The following is a 15,172-nucleotide window of genomic DNA, read 5'->3' as shown; positions in this document are numbered from 1 at the left end:
TTACCCTTGCCTATGGCGCCGGACAAATCTATCAAGCCCCGGCGCCTGGCAAGCGGACCTTTCCCCTAGACAATTTCAACCCGAAGTTTCCTTCTTTGTAAAAATCGTGTATAATAACCGGCGACTATAAACCAATTGGGGGGAGTTTACGCCTATGGCGCAAAAAAAGCGTTGGGTTCGGTTGCTGGTCGTCTTTTTTCTACTTATTTCCGCATACATCGCTGTCAACACGACCCTATTCAAGCCGTCCCTGGGCAGCCGTCTGGCGCGCCTTTCCGTGGTTTATTATCTGGCGCCCCGGTTTACGCCGGACACTCCCGTGGACGTCACCCGGGACGCTGTGGAAAATCTGAGCAAGCTGGCAACGCTTCCCTGGGGGACCAAGGTGGAGGAAACCAGTGTAGCCGGGCTGAAGGCCGAATGGGTCCGGGCGCGGAAAACGCCGGAGAATTCCAAAAAGGTTTTGCTGTACTTTCACGGCGGGGGATTTTTTTGCGGATCTGCGGCTTCCCATAGGTATCTTGCGGCCATGCTTTCCAAGGCTTCCGGCATGCCCGTTCTTGTTCCGGAATACCGCCTTGCGCCTGAGTTCAAATTTCCCACCGCCAATGTGGATTGCCTGGATTCCTATCTGTGGCTTCTGGATCAGGGATATAAGCCGGAAAACATCGCCCTGGGAGGGGATTCTGCGGGAGGGTGCCTGGTCCTCATGACGTTACTCAGCATCAAGGAAAAAAATCTGCCCATGCCCAAGGCTGCGATCATGATTTCCCCTATGACGGACGCCGTAAGTTTCGACGGGGAATCTTTGAAATCCCGCAGCCAGGCCGATCCTTTGTTTGACGGCGGGGACATGGGCAAGCATATGATGTGGTATTTCGGCCCCAAGGACCAGCGGCCGGAATTGGCCAGCCCCTTGAACATGGATTTAAGCGGCCTGCCGCCTTTGTTCATCCAGGCCGGGGACGACGAGGTCTTGTTGAGCGACTCCACCCGGTTGGCGGATCGCGCGAAAAAGGCCGGGGTTAAGGTAAAATTGGAAGTGTGGGAAAACATGTGGCACGTGTTTCAATCCTTTGGCGTGATCTGCCCGGAAGCAAGGCGGGCGGTAAATTATTTGGGTTTGTTTTTAAAGCAAGAGCTAAAATAATTGTTGAAATAGGTTTAGTATGGACATTCTGAATTACACGGACGGGCACAAGGCCTTTCGGCAAAGGCTGCAAGAGTTCTGCAAACAAGAAATCATCCCCCACGTGGATCAATGGGAAAAGGACGGCGTCACCCCCCGGGAAATCTGGAAAAAGATGGGGGCCGAAGGCTTTTTATGCACCTGGGTGGATGAAAAATACGGCGGCCTGGGAGGGGATTTTTTGTATTCCGTCATCGCCCTGGAAGAACTGGTGCGCACCAATCAATACGGCCTGGACGCCTTTTTGCACAGCGACATTGTAACGCCTTACATCGCCTCTTTCGGAAACGAGGAGCAAAGGGAAAAATATCTGCCCGGCTGCGTGTCCGGGGAGTGCATTACGGCCGTGGCCATGTCCGAGCCGGACGCGGGCAGCGATTTGGCCTCCATGACCATGACCGCATTGGACGATGGGGATCACGTGGTTTTGAACGGAACCAAGACCTTTATCTCCAACGGCCTTTTGTGCGACGTGGCCGTGGTCGCGGCGATCGATCCCGAGGAGTCCAACCGGCATCACGCGGTTTCCCTGTTTTTGGTGGATGAAGGAACGCCCGGGTTTGAAAAAGGCAAGGCCATGAAAAAAATGGGCGCCAGCAGCCAGGATACGGCCGAGCTGTTTTTTCGGGATTGCCGCATTCCCCAATCCAACCGGTTGGGGGAGAAAGGCTCGGGATTTCCCAAGCTCATGGTCAAGCTCCAGCAGGAGCGTTTGCTGGTTGCCTTGAACGCCGTAACCAGGGCGGAATTCGTCCTGGAGTGGACCACAAAGTACTGCCGGGAAAACAAGTCCGAAGGCAAGCCCCGCTCCAAGTTCCAGGCCGTGCAGTTCGCCCTGGTGGAAATGGCGACTGAAACCAGGCTGGGCCGCGCCTTTTTGGACAAGCTCATTGCCGGGCATATGGCCGGAGAGGACGTGAACGCCGAAACCTGCATGGCCAAATATTGGGCTACGGACATGGCTAAACGCACGGCCAATCGGTGCCTGGATCTGGTTGGGTTGGATGCAACCGCCGAATCCTGTCCCCTGGCCAGGATGTTCCGGGACATTCGGGTGTTTCCCATCTTCGCCGGAACCAATGAGGTTATGAAAATCGTGGTAAGCCGCAGTTTGGGGTTGGGATAGCCTCCGCAGCAATCAGTTTTGGAAGCCGGTCTTGTCGGGTCGCTGCGCACGGACTCCCCTTGTTTTGAATTCAGATGCGGCAAAACTGCATTCTTTCCATTCAAAGACAATTTTATTGCTCCGCGTGACCCGACCTACGCGTCTTGATATTAAGGCGCATGATTACAGTATGTTGTAGGTCGGGTCACGCGAAGCCGTTCGGAATTTGTTGAAATTCGGAGGCGCACAATCCGGCTGGAAAGATATGAAGTCTAAAAATTACATGCGGAGCGACCCGACATATTTTTCCCGTTCCCATGCTTTGTGTGGGCATGCATATGAAACTATTTGAAATTATGGTTATTCCTGTTTTAGATGGGGTTTTTGAAACCCAAGATAAAATTCAAAAAACGCCGCCCGCCCGCCTTGCATGCCGCGGCTGGCCGGGAGGATTGAACGAAATCGGAGAAATTGAGCCGCCGCTATAGTAGGGTGGCCCAGGCAAAGCAGTATCTTGCCTGGGCGCGGAGCGCAAAAGGGGCGACCTGTGTGGGCAATAGAATCCTGGTTTCTCAAACGGCCGAACGATCCATCCATAACTAAAAAAAAGCAGGAATTCAAGTCGAGCCCTTCGCCCGCCGTCCTTTCCCAGTTCCAAACATCTTTCCCGGCCGCGCCTACTGTTGCTTCGCAACACAGGCAGCAAACGACGCTGCCTGGGGCGCCCTCGTCGTAAGGGGGCGCCGCTACACCGCTTTAGCAACGTTGCCTGGGGCGATCCATAAAAGAATATTTCCCGGATTTACAGGAACTCATCCTTGAGCATTTGGCGGATTTCCTCGCCGATTTCCAGGCCGGCGTCCACGAACTCGGGGCCGTATTGCTGGCCGGTGTCGGTCCGGAAGGTCTCCTTGATTTTTACAATGCCCTTGATGCCTTCCTCGTAGCGCTCCAAAAACATGGACACCGAAGACTTGAAAAAGGACACCATATACCACACCGTGTCCGTGAAGTTGTCCGGCCCCCAGCGGAATTTGTCGGCGTCGTACAAACAGTCGGAAATGGCCTGGCCCATGTCGCTGGCGCACGGGTCCGGCGGATGAAAGGCCTCGTGGTTGCGGATGGCCAGGGAGATGGCGTCGATTTCGTGTTGGGAGAAGGGAAAATCCTCCAGGATCTCCGCCGCGGCCAGGGCGCCTGCATGGGCGTGGCGCTTTTCCTTGCGGGAGATGTCGTGCAGCAGTCCGGCTGCCTGAACCAGCAGCAGGCCGCGCTCCCTTTCCATTTCCCGCATGTTTTTTTGGTCCGCGTGAATCAGGAACAAAATGCCTGCGTCGATGGTCACCTTGACGCAATGATCCAGGCCGTGGCCCAGGTCGTCGTCCACCACGCTGGCGACGAAATTATGCAATTTGATCAGGATTGGGCTGTCTTCAAGGGATTTCCGGGAAAGAGTCATTAAATCCGCGTGATCCGAATAGAAAGCCTGTTCCGGATATTTGCTTCCGATTTCCCGGGCGCGCTGCCTTATTCTTGCGTACAGATCGTCCATATCTCTCCGAAGGGGGATGGGTCGCGAGTTTGTGAAAAATAGTACCACTTTCCCGGAAATTGGCAAGCGTTTTCGGACAAGCCCCGCCGATTCCGGGCCGAAAGGGCGAATAGAGCGGACCTATGAAGTCAGGCCGGAAGCCCTGATTACAGTTTCGGCCGCTTGGGCCGGAAACTGAATATGGACATTGTGGGAAGCGCCGGAAAACGGGGCCAGGGTTAGTCTTGGAATAATTTCAGAGGCTTTTTGCGCCTCTTGGGAATACTTGGCGTCCTTTTCGCCGTACAGGTAAGTAATGGAGACGTCAAGTTTCGCCAAGTCCGGCCCGAACCACGGGTGATTTCCCACGCCCAGGACTTTAAGGGCCTGGGCCAGGTCCGTCACGTTATTTTTCTGTTTGGAGGCCGTGAGGCCGGGCAGAAGCGGGGAGTCCCACAGGGTGCAAAAAAGGGGCAGGCGATGCCATTTTTCCAGGAACCTGTGGAAATCCCCGGCGGTTTTTACTCCGTCAAGCAGGGCGTCGTCCTTTTTTTTGCGGGCTTTTCGTTCTTCAGGGTCGGGAATTCCAAGGCCAGCCGACTCTAAAATCAAACAGCGCACGCGATCGGGCGCCAAAAGGCAGACCTGCTGGGCGATCCGGCCGCCCATGGAATAGCCATACAGGAAAAAGGATTTTACGCTCATTGCATCGAGGGATTTAAGGACCAGCTTTCCTGCGTCTTCCAAGTTTTTCGGCCAAAGGGACTGGGGTGTTTGGGAAAACAGGGAGCGGCCGTGGCCGGGCAGATCCGGGGTTACGAGGAAGAAGTGCGGCTCCAGCAGGGGGATCAGGGGGGCGAAGGATTGGCCCCGGCCCATGAATCCGTGGAGCATGACCAGGGGCGGCTTTTGCGGATTGCCGTATGTCTGGGCGTGGAGTTTCATGCTTTTTTCGCCGTGTCCGCCGCGATTTTTTGCAGGGCCTTGCGGTCCCGTTTGACCCCTTTTTGCCCCATGTCGGGCGTCAGGGGCAGGATTTTTTTTGGGATTTTGTAGGACGGCAGGATTTTTTTCAAGGCCTTCTTGATTTGATCCTGATCCAATTCCTTGTCCGCCAGGGCGAAGGCCCAGGGAACCTGGCCGAAGACGTCATCCTCCACGGGAACCACCACGGCCTCCAACACAAGGCCGGTTTCGGACATGGCCTTTTCAATTTCAGCCGGGTTGATGTTTTCTCCGCCGGAGATGAAAACAAGATCCCGCCTGCCTGTGATTTTCAGATTGCCGTCCCCATCCCATTCCCCCAGATCCGCAGTGCGGAATTTGCCGTCCACCAGGACATGCTCCGGCTTGCCGTCCACGATGTAATGCTTGAACAGGGTTTCGCCCCCGATGGTTACGGTTCCGTCATGAGCAAGAGAGACTGCCCTGTATGGCAAAACCTTTCCGGCCGTAAAATGCTCCTGCCGCTGTGCGCCGGGCCTGACCGCCGTGACCATGGCGCAGGCTTCGGTGGAACCGTAGGTGGGCAGGACGGGGATGCCGGCGTCCAGGGTTTTTTCAATGAGAGGGGCGGGGCAGGGCGCGCCTCCCAACAGGATGGCCTTGCAGGCTGCCAGGGCGTCCCTGGTTTTGGGATCGTCCAGAAGCCGCTGCAATTGGGCGGGAACCACGGAAAGGATGGTGGGCCTGCGTTGTAAAACAGCCGGGGCCAGATCGCCGGGATTGTCGTGCACCAGGCTGGTTCCGCCGCAGAGCATGGTGCGGATGAAAATCAGCATGCCGCCCACGTGAAACAGGGGCAGGCTCACCAGCCAGGAGTCGTTTTGATCCAGGCCGAAAAACTCCACGGAACCCAGGGCGCTGTAATAGAAATTTCCGACGGTGTGCACCACGCCCTTGGGTTCTCCCGTGCTGCCCGAGGTGAAAATAACGGAGCATTCCCGATCCAGGGGGATGGAGTTCAAGGACGGCGGGTCCGAAGGCGCCGGAGCGTGCAGGTCATGGGGCGAAATCATCCGGCATGGCCATGGCGCCGGATCGCCTGGCGTGACAAGGAAATCCGGTTGGAGGCCCGCCGGAATTTTCCCCGGAGGCGCTTTGGGATCCAGGGCTGCGTAGGTAAAGCCCATGACCCAGGAAGCCAGAAACAGATAAATGTGATCCTGGGAGTTGGGCGCGTGGATGCAAAGCAATTGCCCAGGCCTGACGCCCAGAGTGCGGAGGTTGGAGACAACCCCTTGCAGGCCGGATTTGACCACATTAAAGCTGAGGGTTTGGGACTTCGAGATCAAGGCGGGGGCGCCGCCGTAGGCGTCAAGCAAGGCCTCCAGGTCCAGCCTTTTTTTATGATCCAGAAAAGGCAGGGTCATATTCGTTCCTTAATAAAGCCAAGTCAAAATGGGCGGCAATCGCAGTTCCTGCCGCCCCCTTAAGACACTGGGTCCCCGCTTGCGAGCGATCCTAAAACGCGGATCGCTCTTGCGGGGATGACGATCTTTTGGGGTTAAACAAAGAGCAAAGGGCGCTTGTCGCTCGGTTGCCAGGATGCGAGGAAGCCTCCAAGACCCTTTGGCTGCTAAGCCTCAGCCATCCGTCATCCCCGTGCAGCCCTAAAATCATGATGATTGCGGCGGTTTTGCAATTATCATGATTACAGGGCGGAAACGGGGACCCAGTGTCTTTTTTCGGGTCGTTTACAGGAGCGGCCCATGGCATTCCTTTTGTTTAAACAGGGATTTGCATACGACCATCCACTATTTGCATCCTGTGGAAAAACATCTGTTTTGAAAAATACTTCAAGGTATCCAGGCCGTGGGCGGTTTCAGGAGCATACTGATTCGCCAACAGCCCCAGCATGGACATCCCCATGGTGTTATTGAACGAGGAGCTTAACACGGTCTTGATCCCCTGTGTATGTAATTGCTCCATGGCCTGGGCCATGCCGTGCACTCCCTGGAAGGAGCCCGGCTTGAGGATGACCGCGCCCAAAGACTTAGGAAATGGCTCATCCAGGTTTGCATAAGATTCCAGGGACTCGTCCAAAGCCAGGGGCCAGGGGATTTGGGCGGCCTCGAAAAAGTCATATTCCGGCTTTAAAGGCTCTTCCACGTATTCTATATTCAGATGCTTTAAGGCCTCAAAATAAGATTGGTACTGGGCAAAGTCCAAGGATCGGTTGGCGTCCAGGCGCAGGGCCAATTTATGATTGAACAGGGAGTCCAACTCCAATATTTGGCGGATTTCGTCGTCTGAATCCATGCGGCCGATTTTAATTTTGACGGTGGAAAATCCCGACGCCTTGAGTTGTTTTGCCTGAGCCGGAAGCCTGTCGGGGTCGGGAGACGGGACGAACAAGCCGTTGACGGCAATTCCTAATTCATCAGCGCCTGCAATACCCCATTGCCCGGAGCATAAACCAAGCCAGGCGAGGGCGCTTTCCACACCAAAGGCGGAAATGGGATTGAGACCTGGGATTTCAGGGCAAAGGCCCATCATGGGAGCAGTTAAAGAAAAAGAATCCCAATTCAAGGCTTGATCGGCAAAGGCTTTCCTGATCGGACATAATTCCTCCTGGCATTGATCCAGGGAGATCGTATCCAGGCCGGGCAGGGGGGCCGCTTCGCCCCAGCCCGTATGGCCTTGGTCGTCCCTAACCGCGACAAGCAACCCGTCCCGCTTATTCAACTCCTGCCCGCCCACGCGTATGGGTGCGGCGAATGGAATGGAAAAGCGAGAAAGCTGCATGTCGCGAATTATCATACGGCGACTCCTATGGCGAAAAGCAAGGAATATACAAAGGTGTATTGGCCTGTGGCGGCCAAAACCAGGTTCATTTTTTTGTCCAAAGGCGCGTTGGAAATAGCCCGCCAATGGTCTTTAAAAAACTGGGCGGACAAAGGCGCCGCAATCACGATGAGCTTTGCCGGATGCTCTCCCAAATAAACCAAAGGCATGAGCCACGAAAAAAGAAGCAGGCTCAGGGAAAAAATCCGGGCGCGGCGCTCTCCCAGCATGACGGCCACGGTGCGTTTGCCTGTGCGGGTGTCCGAGGCGATGTCCCGCAGATTGTTCACCGACATAAGCATGGCGGCTAAGAAGCCCGGCCCCATGCCGGCGACGATGACGGTCTTGGAAATCTCCAGAGTCTGGAGATAATAGGTTCCGCCCACGGCAACGGGTCCGAAAAATATAAAGGCCAGGACCTCGCCCAAACCCAAATAGGATAAGGGCTTGGGGCCTCCCGTATATAAATAGGCGAAAGCAATGGAGGCCAGGCCGATAATGACGATGGGCCATCCGCCGCGATAAACCAGAGCGACGCCCAGAAGAAAGGCGGCGCCGAAACACGCCATGAAGGCCGCTTTGACCTGTCCGGGGGGAATCAGTCCTTGCTGAGTCACCCGGTCCGGTCCCAGGCGGTCTTTGTCGTCCACGCCGTGGGCGTAGTCGAAATAGTCGTTTACAAGGTTTGCGCCGATCTGCATGAAAATGCAGCAGGCCAAGGCGGCCGCGGCCGCCCACCAGCACAGGCCTTGCTCCCAGGCCAAACCCAGGCCGAGAATGACCGGCGCCGCCCCGGCCGGCAAGGTCCGGGGCCTGATTGCCATAATCCAGTGTTTAGTTTGATCGTTCATATATTATCCGAGAGTGGATAGCTTCCTGGCAGCTTGCTGTGTTTTTTCCGTGAGCCATTCCACCGATTGCCGTTGAGGGCGTCATTTAATAGTGCCAGGGGAACTTGGAAAAATCTTTGGGACGCTTTTCCACAAAGGCGTCCCGGCCTTCGGCGGCTTCGTCCGTGCCGTAGGCCAGACGGGTGGCTTCCCCGGCGAATAACTGTTGGCCCACCAGGCCGTCGTCCGGCAGGTTGAACCCGAACTTGAGCATGCGCATGGCCGTGGGCGACTTGGCGTTCATGATTTTCGCCCATTCCAGGGCCACGTCCTCCAGTTCTTCGTGGGGGACCACCTTGTTAACCGCGCCCATTTCAAAGGCTTCCTGGGCGGAGTAATCCAGGCCCAGGAAAAAGATCTCCCTGGCGCGCTTCTGGCCCACCTGCCGGGCGAGATAAGCCGAGCCGTAGCCTGAGTCAAAGCTGGCCACATCCGGATCGGTCTGCTTGAACACGGCGTGCTCCTTGGACGCGATGGTCAGATCGCACACCACGTGCAGGCTGTGTCCGCCGCCCGCGGCCCAGCCCGGAACCACGGCAACCACGATCTTGGGCATGAAACGGATGAGCCTTTGGCATTCCAGGATGTGCAAGCGTCCCAAACGGCCGGGGTCGATGCCTTCGGCGCCTTCGTATTTATAGCCGTCCTTGCCGCGAATCCGCTGGTCTCCGCCCGAGCAGAAGGCCCATCCTCCGTCCTTGGGCGAGGGGCCGTTGCCGGTCAATAGCACCACGCCCACGTCCGTGGTCATGCGGGCGTGATCCAGGGCCATGAACAATTCGTCCACGGTGCCGGGGCGAAACGCGTTTCTCACCTCGGGCCGGTTGAAGGCGATGCGCACCGTGCCCTGATCCTTGGCGCGATGATAGGTAATGTCCTTGACGTCGAAACCGGGAACCTCGTCCCATAACTCGGGGTTGAATATTTCGGAAACCACGTTGTCCTCCCTTTTTAATGCTCCCATACAGGGTGTGGGAGCGTATTTAACCATTTATTTTTGTTGGGTTTCGCAAGCTCAACCCAACCTACGTCGCTATGGATAAGTCGTAGGTTGGGTAGAGTGTGTAAAGCCTTTCCAACAACGACGCAGAATTCATTATTTAATCAAGTCCGGAACCCAATTTTCTACGCACGAAACCCAACAATTTCGTCCTCCAAGGCGAATTGAACGCCCGTATGCATTCTTACGGGGACCGTGGGAACGAGTTGCTTGCATCAAATCAGGCCTCCGTACGAGTTTCCATGGGGCCATAAGCGGCTTTGCACAGGCTCAAACGTCAAACGTAGATTTGACCCCATGTCCCCTACCTAATGCTCTTCCTGGCGTTGAATACTTCCAAATCCTTATTCGGGTCGAGCATCACTTCGATAACCCGGCTGCCGCCCTCAACCAGGGCCTGCCTGTATGCCTTTTCCAAGTCGTTCGGCGTTTCGGCCAGGGCGTAAGGCAATGAAAACATGGCCGCGGCGTGGGAAAAACCAAATCCATGGGGCGTGGTCATCATGGGATCGGCGATCTCGGGAAAATCCCGGATGGGTAAACGCTCGAAAATCCGGCCGCCCTGATTGTTGACAATGATGACGATCACTTCCGCCCGGCTTTGACTTACCATGGCCAGGGAATTGAGGTCGTGCAGCATGGACACGTCCCCGATTGCGGCCGTAACCCGTTTGCCCGAGCCTTCGGCGAATCCCAGGCTGGTTGCCAAGTTTCCCTCGATGCCGCTCACGCCCCGGTTGGTGACGATTTGCACGCCGGATGCGGCGGCTGGCCCGGCCATGTCAAAAGCCCGGATGGCGTTGGAATTGCCGGGAAACAGGGCCTCATGCCCCGGGATGTTCTTGTTGATAATGTCGGCGATCAAAGGAAAACTGAGCGCATCCCGGGGCGTTGCGGCTGTCAGATCCGCCCGCACCTGCTCCGTGGCCTGCAGCAGGGATTGGGCGGCTTCCGCATCCTGCGAAAGGTTTGTTATGTCATCCAGGGAATTGAAAAATTCTCCCACGCCCGCCTTGATCTTGACGTTGACCTTGAACGCCGGGTCCCGATGCTCGCGCCGGGGGCTGACCTGGATGATGTACTTGGCGCCGCCTTTAAGAATCGCCGCGTAATAATGCTTGGAAACCAGGCCTGAGCCCAATTGCAGAATGACTTCCGGGGCGTAATCGTTCACCAAAGCCAGGGCCTTGGGGTGGTCCAGGGAGAAAATTTCATGATCCCCAACTGCGCCTTTCAACGAGGAGGCGATGTCGCAAAAGACAGGCCATCCCAGCATGGACGCCAAAGCCGTGGCGCCTTGCCGGTCATCGTTGTTTTCCAAACGCCCAATGACCAGCAGGCCGCGTTGCGCCTTTTCAAGGATGCTTTCCACGGCGGACAAATCCGGGCAGGAGGCCTGCACCAAGGGATAAACCGTGGCCGGGGCGATATTTTTAAAATAGTGTTTGGCGGTGTTCAGCACGGCTTGGGGAACCGGGCCGGAAGGCGCTTCCATGGGAATCAGGGGATCGCGAAACCGGATGTTGATGTGCACCGGCCCGTTTTTTACCTGAGCGATATGGCAGACCTTGGCGGCCAGGGCTTCCAGGGGATAGTCCGGGTCGGGGCAGGGCAGGTTCAGGCTTTCCAGGCAATGGGATCCGTACAGGCCTTCCTGGGAAATCGTTTGATTTGCGTCGCTGCCGGTGAGTTCCGGCGGGCGGTCCGCGCTTATAATCATGAGGGGCAGCTCGTCGCGATAGGCCTCGATGACAGCCGGGTGGTAATTGGCCAGGGCCGTGCCCGAGGTGCATACCATTACGCCGGGCTTGCCGGTGGCCTTGGCGTAGCCCAAGGCGCGGTAGGCGGCGCCCCGTTCGTCCATGCAGGAGAACTTTATTATCGAGTGGGGAAATCCCCGATGATTTGCGGCCCCTTGTTTTTGAGAGTCCCTGTGGCCTGTTTCGGACAGCGTCATCACCAAATCGTTATGAGCCAGGGCGGAAACCAGGGGGGCGTTTCGATTGCCGGGGGAGACGAAAAAGGCGTCCAGCCCGTTGCGGCGCAGCTCCTCCACCAGCACGGACGACCACAACACGTTCATGTTCTGGCTTAATAGCGCCATTCAGCACTCTCCCTCCTGGGGCGAAAGGCCGGAGGCCCGGGTGATGGTCTGCATTTTCTGCTCGGTCTCCAACCATTCGGAATCCGGGTCCGACTCCTCCACAATGCCCGCTCCGGCGAAAATATGCAGCCGGTTTCCGTCCGCCAGAGCCGAGCGGATGCCCACGGCGAACTCGGCGCCTTCTCCGGTCATCCAGCCGATGGGGCCTGCGTACCAGCCGCGGCGGTGGGGCTCCCATTCCAGGATCAGGGCGCGCGCCTCACGGGCCGGATGGCCTCCCACGGCCGGCGTGGGATGAAAGCAGGCCAGGGTGTCCAAAACATTGTGCCCGTTGCGCAACTCGCCGCAATGCTGGGTGAAAATATGCTGGAGGGCGCCTAACTTAAGGATGGATTCGCAAGGGCCGGTTTGCAGGTCCCGGGCGATTTTGTCCATCTGCTCCTCCACATACCGGGAGACGATCCGGTGCTCCTCCATCTCCTTGGAGGAGTCCAGCAATTCCTTTTCAAATTCCAGGTCCTCGCCGGCGTCGCGCCCTCGGGGCCGGGTGCCTGCAATGGCGTCCACGCTGATGGACCGGCCTTCCAGCTTGAGCAAACGCTCCGGGGTGCGGCCGAAAAAGGCCTTACCCGCGGCGATTTTGTAGAAAAAGACGAATGAGTCGTCCTTGACTTCCGCCAAGCGGGCCAGGATGGGCGCAGCGTCCCAGGATTTCCGGGCGGTGAGGATCATTTTGCGGGATAAAACCACCTTATTGATGACGCCGCTTTTGATTTTATCCAGGGCGTTCAGGATCATGGCATTCCACCGTTTGCGGGAGGGAATTTGCTCCCGGGAGCACGGCGTTTCTTCTTTGCGCTCTGATTTTGTTCGGGATGCTTCCAGATCCCTGAGCCTATCCTGCAAGGCGGCCTTAGCCTCCGCCTCGGTCACATTTTGATCGCTGAAATGGTTGAACGCCAACTCCATGGTTGAACCGTTTCGGCGCAACTCCACCACGGGGATGGTAAACCGGAGCGGGCCGAAATCCGTCCATTCCTGAGACAGCTTTTGATCCGGCGCAAAGGCGGTCCCGCCAAAGGCCATGGCCTGGGGATGCCTTGCCCACAGCCGGGAAAGCGTTGCCGAGGCTCTTTCGCCGGAGTCGCCCGAGATAACCATGGCCTGACCCAGACCGGCCGTTTCATAGCCTCCGCTCTTGCCGGAGAAATAGAATTGTTCGGCGGCATTAAAGCCGGCGAGCCATTGAAGCAGGGATTCCGGCTGTTGGGCTTGCCAGGAGTGCGTCCAACGCGTCAGACCTGGACCATTTTCGCCCAAAGCGGCGCCCGGCTCCACGGCGCTTTTCTTCAACAATGTCATCAAATCGTATGACAGCATGTTACGGCAACCAATATTTTATCTTCTTCATCCCAAAGGATGAATGATTTCAATGATTCCGCCCCGCCGATCGGCAAAGGCGCAAAAGGCCCCTGCGCCCGTTTTTTCAGACGCCAAGGGCCTTGCATAACCAAACTATAATAATGCTTTTTGCCCTCTTGCGCAAGTGCGGGGAAAATCGGGGTGGTAAAGGCGTTATGTGTTTTGCATAACATCCAACAGCACCTGCCATTCAGGTAGGAAACCAAGGACGGATTCCGGATTGGCGATCATCCAATCCCTGATTCGGGCGCGAAAGTCGCCTGGGCCTTGAATTTTGAGGGGGCTCCACCATGGCTTTAGGGCCGTCATTAGATCCTTGCCGGAAAAGTATGTTAGGATTGATGAGTGAGAGTTTATTACCTGGGCTTCAAACAAGTTTGCGTATTCGTCAAAAGACTTTACGATAGCTGCTTGTTCCAATTTGGGCAGGATCTGTGTTGCAAAAGTCTGAACTTGGTCAATGAGCCACCTGTTTGATTTATCGCGGGACAGTTCATCTTTGACGGGAATCAGGAAATCCTTTTTTTCGTCAACTCCGGTTTGCAATTTATAACTGGGGGGCAGGGACTGCCGGACTTTTCCGATTGCCCATCGGGCCGCCTGATAATATTTTATGGCGTCGCCTCCCTGGATAAGTGCATCTCTATAGACGTCTAAATCCTGGCTTAGTGCAGCGCATATGATGCCGGGTTCCAGCATGTAGTTTTCCATGGAATGACGGGACCATCGCCAGCCTAAAAGAGTAGGGGTGAATCTTTTGTCCGACTGATCTTCCGTTGGACGATCCATAACTCCGGGCGGGTCGAAATCAAAATCCCGATCCCGCAAAAAAAAACGCCTGAGATTCCTTTTTCTCGTTCCACCCGCGTCCTTGGCGCCAATGCGTTTTTGGATGATTTCAGCCCTTCAACAACCGGGCTTCCCGCGCAAACAGCGCTTAACAGTTGGGCGTCCAGGTCGCCTTCGACCAGCAATTTGGTCACAGGCATGGCCGGCCTCCTTCAAGCCGTACTTCGTGTTCATCCGGGATGATGCTCTCCAGATAGGGTGAGTGGGTGGTGATGATATATTGGCAGTCCGGTCCGATCTTCGGCAAGGCGGCAAGCAAGGCCTGCTGCTGGGGCGGGTGGAGATGGAGCTCTAGTTCATCAATGAGAACAATGGACTTGGCGATATCCAGCCGGACAAATTCGTAGATCAGGGGGAAAACCGCCTGCTCGCCGGAAGACATCTCAGCAATGTCAAAGGTTTTGCCTTCCCGTTCCAAAAGAAAGAAGAAGTCTGAAATCCTGCCGGAGCCGGAGCCTCTCGGAGAAACCCCTTTAAACCGTACTCCAGGAAAAATCATGTTGAACTTTTCGCTCAAGGCCGGAATGTAGTCCTTGGCGCCTTCCTTTTTCTCCGAAGTGGTGTGATGCGCCCACCATCCAACCAGGTATTCCCGTAACTGCTCCACGCCCATTTGCCAGGATTCGGCGTATTCAGGCTTTTCTGCGCCGTTTGCAGAAGATAGAGACTGGCCCAGGCTGCGCATTTGGTCAAACCAGAAGATGCTGCCGAGTTTGGTATACTCTTTTCGGAACTCAGGCCGTGCCTTAGATAGCTTTTCAATAGTGTAACGTCCAGCGAACGCATTTATCGCTGCAGGCCCTTCAGGACTGCTTAGAACTCCATCTTCAAGTACTAATTTGATGTTTGGGGCGCCGGAAGGCAGGTGCGGAAAAAAATCCGAATCATGATTAGGTGGAAACAACTGTGAATATTCATAGCTTAGTTTCGATATTGTAGAAGTTTCCGTTTGATCAAAGTCAATGGAAAGCTCCACCCTGGTCTTGCCAAGCGAGCCTATTCTGTCCGCCAGAAAGCCGTGCCATTGGAAAGCATCCGTCGAGGGCGTCCTTCGAGCCGCCATGGATAAAACCAGTCCGATGGCCTGCAAAACCGTGGTCTTGCCCGATCCGTTATCTCCAAGCAAAGCAGTTATCTGCCGAGGCTTGTCATAGTCGGTAAAGTCGATATGGCAATGTCTCAGCCCTTTAAAATTGGTAATGTCAGCGTATTTGATTTTCATGGCAGTGCACCTGAAATTGAGAACAAGGCCTGAACTCGCAGCAAAGAAAACTCCTTCAATTGTTTTCATTCCGA

14 protein-coding genes are annotated in these 15,172 nt (G+C 55.9%); 3 read left to right on the top strand and 11 right to left on the bottom strand.

From position 1 onward, the window contains the following. The first annotated feature begins 154 nt into the window (after window positions 1-154). From G491_RS28830 to G491_RS35200, 3 genes are all read left to right on the top strand, one after another. Window positions 155-1,150 (top strand): alpha/beta hydrolase, encoded by a 996-nt coding sequence (locus tag G491_RS28830; protein WP_051326925.1) that lies wholly within the window; start codon window positions 155-157, stop codon window positions 1,148-1,150. A 19-nt stretch (window positions 1,151-1,169) separates the two neighbouring features. Next, window positions 1,170-2,315 (top strand): acyl-CoA dehydrogenase family protein, encoded by a 1,146-nt coding sequence (locus G491_RS0100430; protein WP_028313179.1) that lies wholly within the window; start codon window positions 1,170-1,172, stop codon window positions 2,313-2,315. A gap of 317 nt (window positions 2,316-2,632) precedes the next feature. Next, window positions 2,633-2,782 carry a hypothetical protein gene (locus G491_RS35200; RefSeq protein ID WP_157467863.1) on the top strand — a complete coding sequence of 50 codons (150 nt, stop codon included), beginning with the start codon at window positions 2,633-2,635 and terminating at the stop codon, window positions 2,780-2,782. 314 nt (window positions 2,783-3,096) lie between these two features. On the opposite strand, the gene G491_RS33110 is transcribed toward G491_RS35200, so the two are convergent. From G491_RS33110 to G491_RS33090, 11 genes are all read right to left on the bottom strand, one after another. Continuing rightward, a complete protein-coding gene (locus G491_RS33110) occupies window positions 3,097-3,846 on the bottom strand; it encodes an HD domain-containing protein (protein ID WP_028313178.1) in 750 nt (249 codons plus the stop codon). A gap of 120 nt (window positions 3,847-3,966) precedes the next feature. Next, window positions 3,967-4,770, bottom strand: coding sequence for a 2-succinyl-6-hydroxy-2,4-cyclohexadiene-1-carboxylate synthase (gene menH / locus G491_RS33105; protein WP_051326924.1), 804 nt, complete (start codon window positions 4,768-4,770; stop codon window positions 3,967-3,969). Further along, a complete protein-coding gene (locus G491_RS33100) occupies window positions 4,767-6,197 on the bottom strand; it encodes an AMP-binding protein (protein WP_051326923.1) in 1,431 nt (476 codons plus the stop codon). Before G491_RS33100 ends, menH begins: the two co-directional genes overlap by 4 nt. A gap of 355 nt (window positions 6,198-6,552) precedes the next feature. Next, on the bottom strand, window positions 6,553-7,587 hold the full coding sequence (menC, locus tag G491_RS0100405; protein WP_028313177.1) for an o-succinylbenzoate synthase: 1,035 nt from the start codon (window positions 7,585-7,587) through the stop codon (window positions 6,553-6,555). After that, window positions 7,584-8,462, bottom strand: a complete 879-nt coding sequence (locus tag G491_RS28810) for a 1,4-dihydroxy-2-naphthoate polyprenyltransferase (RefSeq protein WP_012610542.1) — start codon at window positions 8,460-8,462, stop codon at window positions 7,584-7,586. Before G491_RS28810 ends, menC begins: the two co-directional genes overlap by 4 nt. Window positions 8,463-8,547: 85 nt before the next feature. Continuing rightward, on the bottom strand, window positions 8,548-9,438 hold the full coding sequence (locus G491_RS0100395; protein ID WP_028313176.1) for a 1,4-dihydroxy-2-naphthoyl-CoA synthase: 891 nt from the start codon (window positions 9,436-9,438) through the stop codon (window positions 8,548-8,550). A 367-nt stretch (window positions 9,439-9,805) separates the two neighbouring features. Next, window positions 9,806-11,605: a 2-succinyl-5-enolpyruvyl-6-hydroxy-3-cyclohexene-1-carboxylic-acid synthase gene (menD, locus tag G491_RS0100390; protein WP_028313175.1), complete on the bottom strand. Its 1,800-nt coding sequence runs from the start codon at window positions 11,603-11,605 to the stop codon at window positions 9,806-9,808. After that, complete coding sequence (locus tag G491_RS33095; protein WP_051326922.1) at window positions 11,606-12,985, bottom strand: isochorismate synthase; 1,380 nt, start codon at window positions 12,983-12,985, stop codon at window positions 11,606-11,608. It abuts the gene before it with no gap. Further along, window positions 12,967-13,200, bottom strand: coding sequence for a hypothetical protein (locus G491_RS35195; protein WP_157467860.1), 234 nt, complete (start codon window positions 13,198-13,200; stop codon window positions 12,967-12,969). Before G491_RS35195 ends, G491_RS33095 begins: the two co-directional genes overlap by 19 nt. Further along, window positions 13,181-13,816 (bottom strand): hypothetical protein, encoded by a 636-nt coding sequence (locus G491_RS0100375; RefSeq protein ID WP_169829369.1) that lies wholly within the window; start codon window positions 13,814-13,816, stop codon window positions 13,181-13,183. The genes G491_RS35195 and G491_RS0100375 overlap by 20 nt, the downstream gene beginning before the upstream one ends. A 190-nt stretch (window positions 13,817-14,006) precedes the next feature. Beyond that, window positions 14,007-15,098, bottom strand: a complete 1,092-nt coding sequence (locus tag G491_RS33090; RefSeq protein ID WP_051326921.1) for an AAA family ATPase — start codon at window positions 15,096-15,098, stop codon at window positions 14,007-14,009. Window positions 15,099-15,172 lie beyond the last annotated feature (74 nt).

Origin of the sequence: Desulfatibacillum aliphaticivorans DSM 15576 (assembly GCF_000429905.1) — a bacterium.
Classification (GTDB): Bacteria; Desulfobacterota; Desulfobacteria; order Desulfobacterales; family Desulfatibacillaceae; genus Desulfatibacillum; species Desulfatibacillum aliphaticivorans.
The sequence above is the reverse complement of the archived record's forward strand: the minus strand, read 5'-3'. Positions and strand labels throughout refer to the sequence as shown.

Coding starts and splice junctions, on each gene's coding strand:
- menD (WP_028313175.1), bottom strand. CDS start 11,605: ATGGCGCTATTAAGCCAGAACATGAACGTGTTGTGGTCGTCCGTGCTG.
- menH (WP_051326924.1), bottom strand. CDS start 4,770: ATGAAACTCCACGCCCAGACATACGGCAATCCGCAAAAGCCGCCCCTG.
- G491_RS35200 (WP_157467863.1), top strand. CDS start 2,633: ATGAAACTATTTGAAATTATGGTTATTCCTGTTTTAGATGGGGTTTTT.
- G491_RS28810 (WP_012610542.1), bottom strand. CDS start 8,462: ATGAACGATCAAACTAAACACTGGATTATGGCAATCAGGCCCCGGACC.
- G491_RS0100375 (WP_169829369.1), bottom strand. CDS start 13,816: ATGGATCGTCCAACGGAAGATCAGTCGGACAAAAGATTCACCCCTACT.
- G491_RS33095 (WP_051326922.1), bottom strand. CDS start 12,985: ATGCTGTCATACGATTTGATGACATTGTTGAAGAAAAGCGCCGTGGAG.
- G491_RS33100 (WP_051326923.1), bottom strand. CDS start 6,197: ATGACCCTGCCTTTTCTGGATCATAAAAAAAGGCTGGACCTGGAGGCC.
- menC (WP_028313177.1), bottom strand. CDS start 7,587: ATGATAATTCGCGACATGCAGCTTTCTCGCTTTTCCATTCCATTCGCC.
- G491_RS33090 (WP_051326921.1), bottom strand. CDS start 15,098: ATGAAAATCAAATACGCTGACATTACCAATTTTAAAGGGCTGAGACAT.
- G491_RS33110 (WP_028313178.1), bottom strand. CDS start 3,846: ATGGACGATCTGTACGCAAGAATAAGGCAGCGCGCCCGGGAAATCGGA.
- G491_RS28830 (WP_051326925.1), top strand. CDS start 155: ATGGCGCAAAAAAAGCGTTGGGTTCGGTTGCTGGTCGTCTTTTTTCTA.
- G491_RS35195 (WP_157467860.1), bottom strand. CDS start 13,200: ATGTTATGCAAAACACATAACGCCTTTACCACCCCGATTTTCCCCGCA.
- G491_RS0100430 (WP_028313179.1), top strand. CDS start 1,170: ATGGACATTCTGAATTACACGGACGGGCACAAGGCCTTTCGGCAAAGG.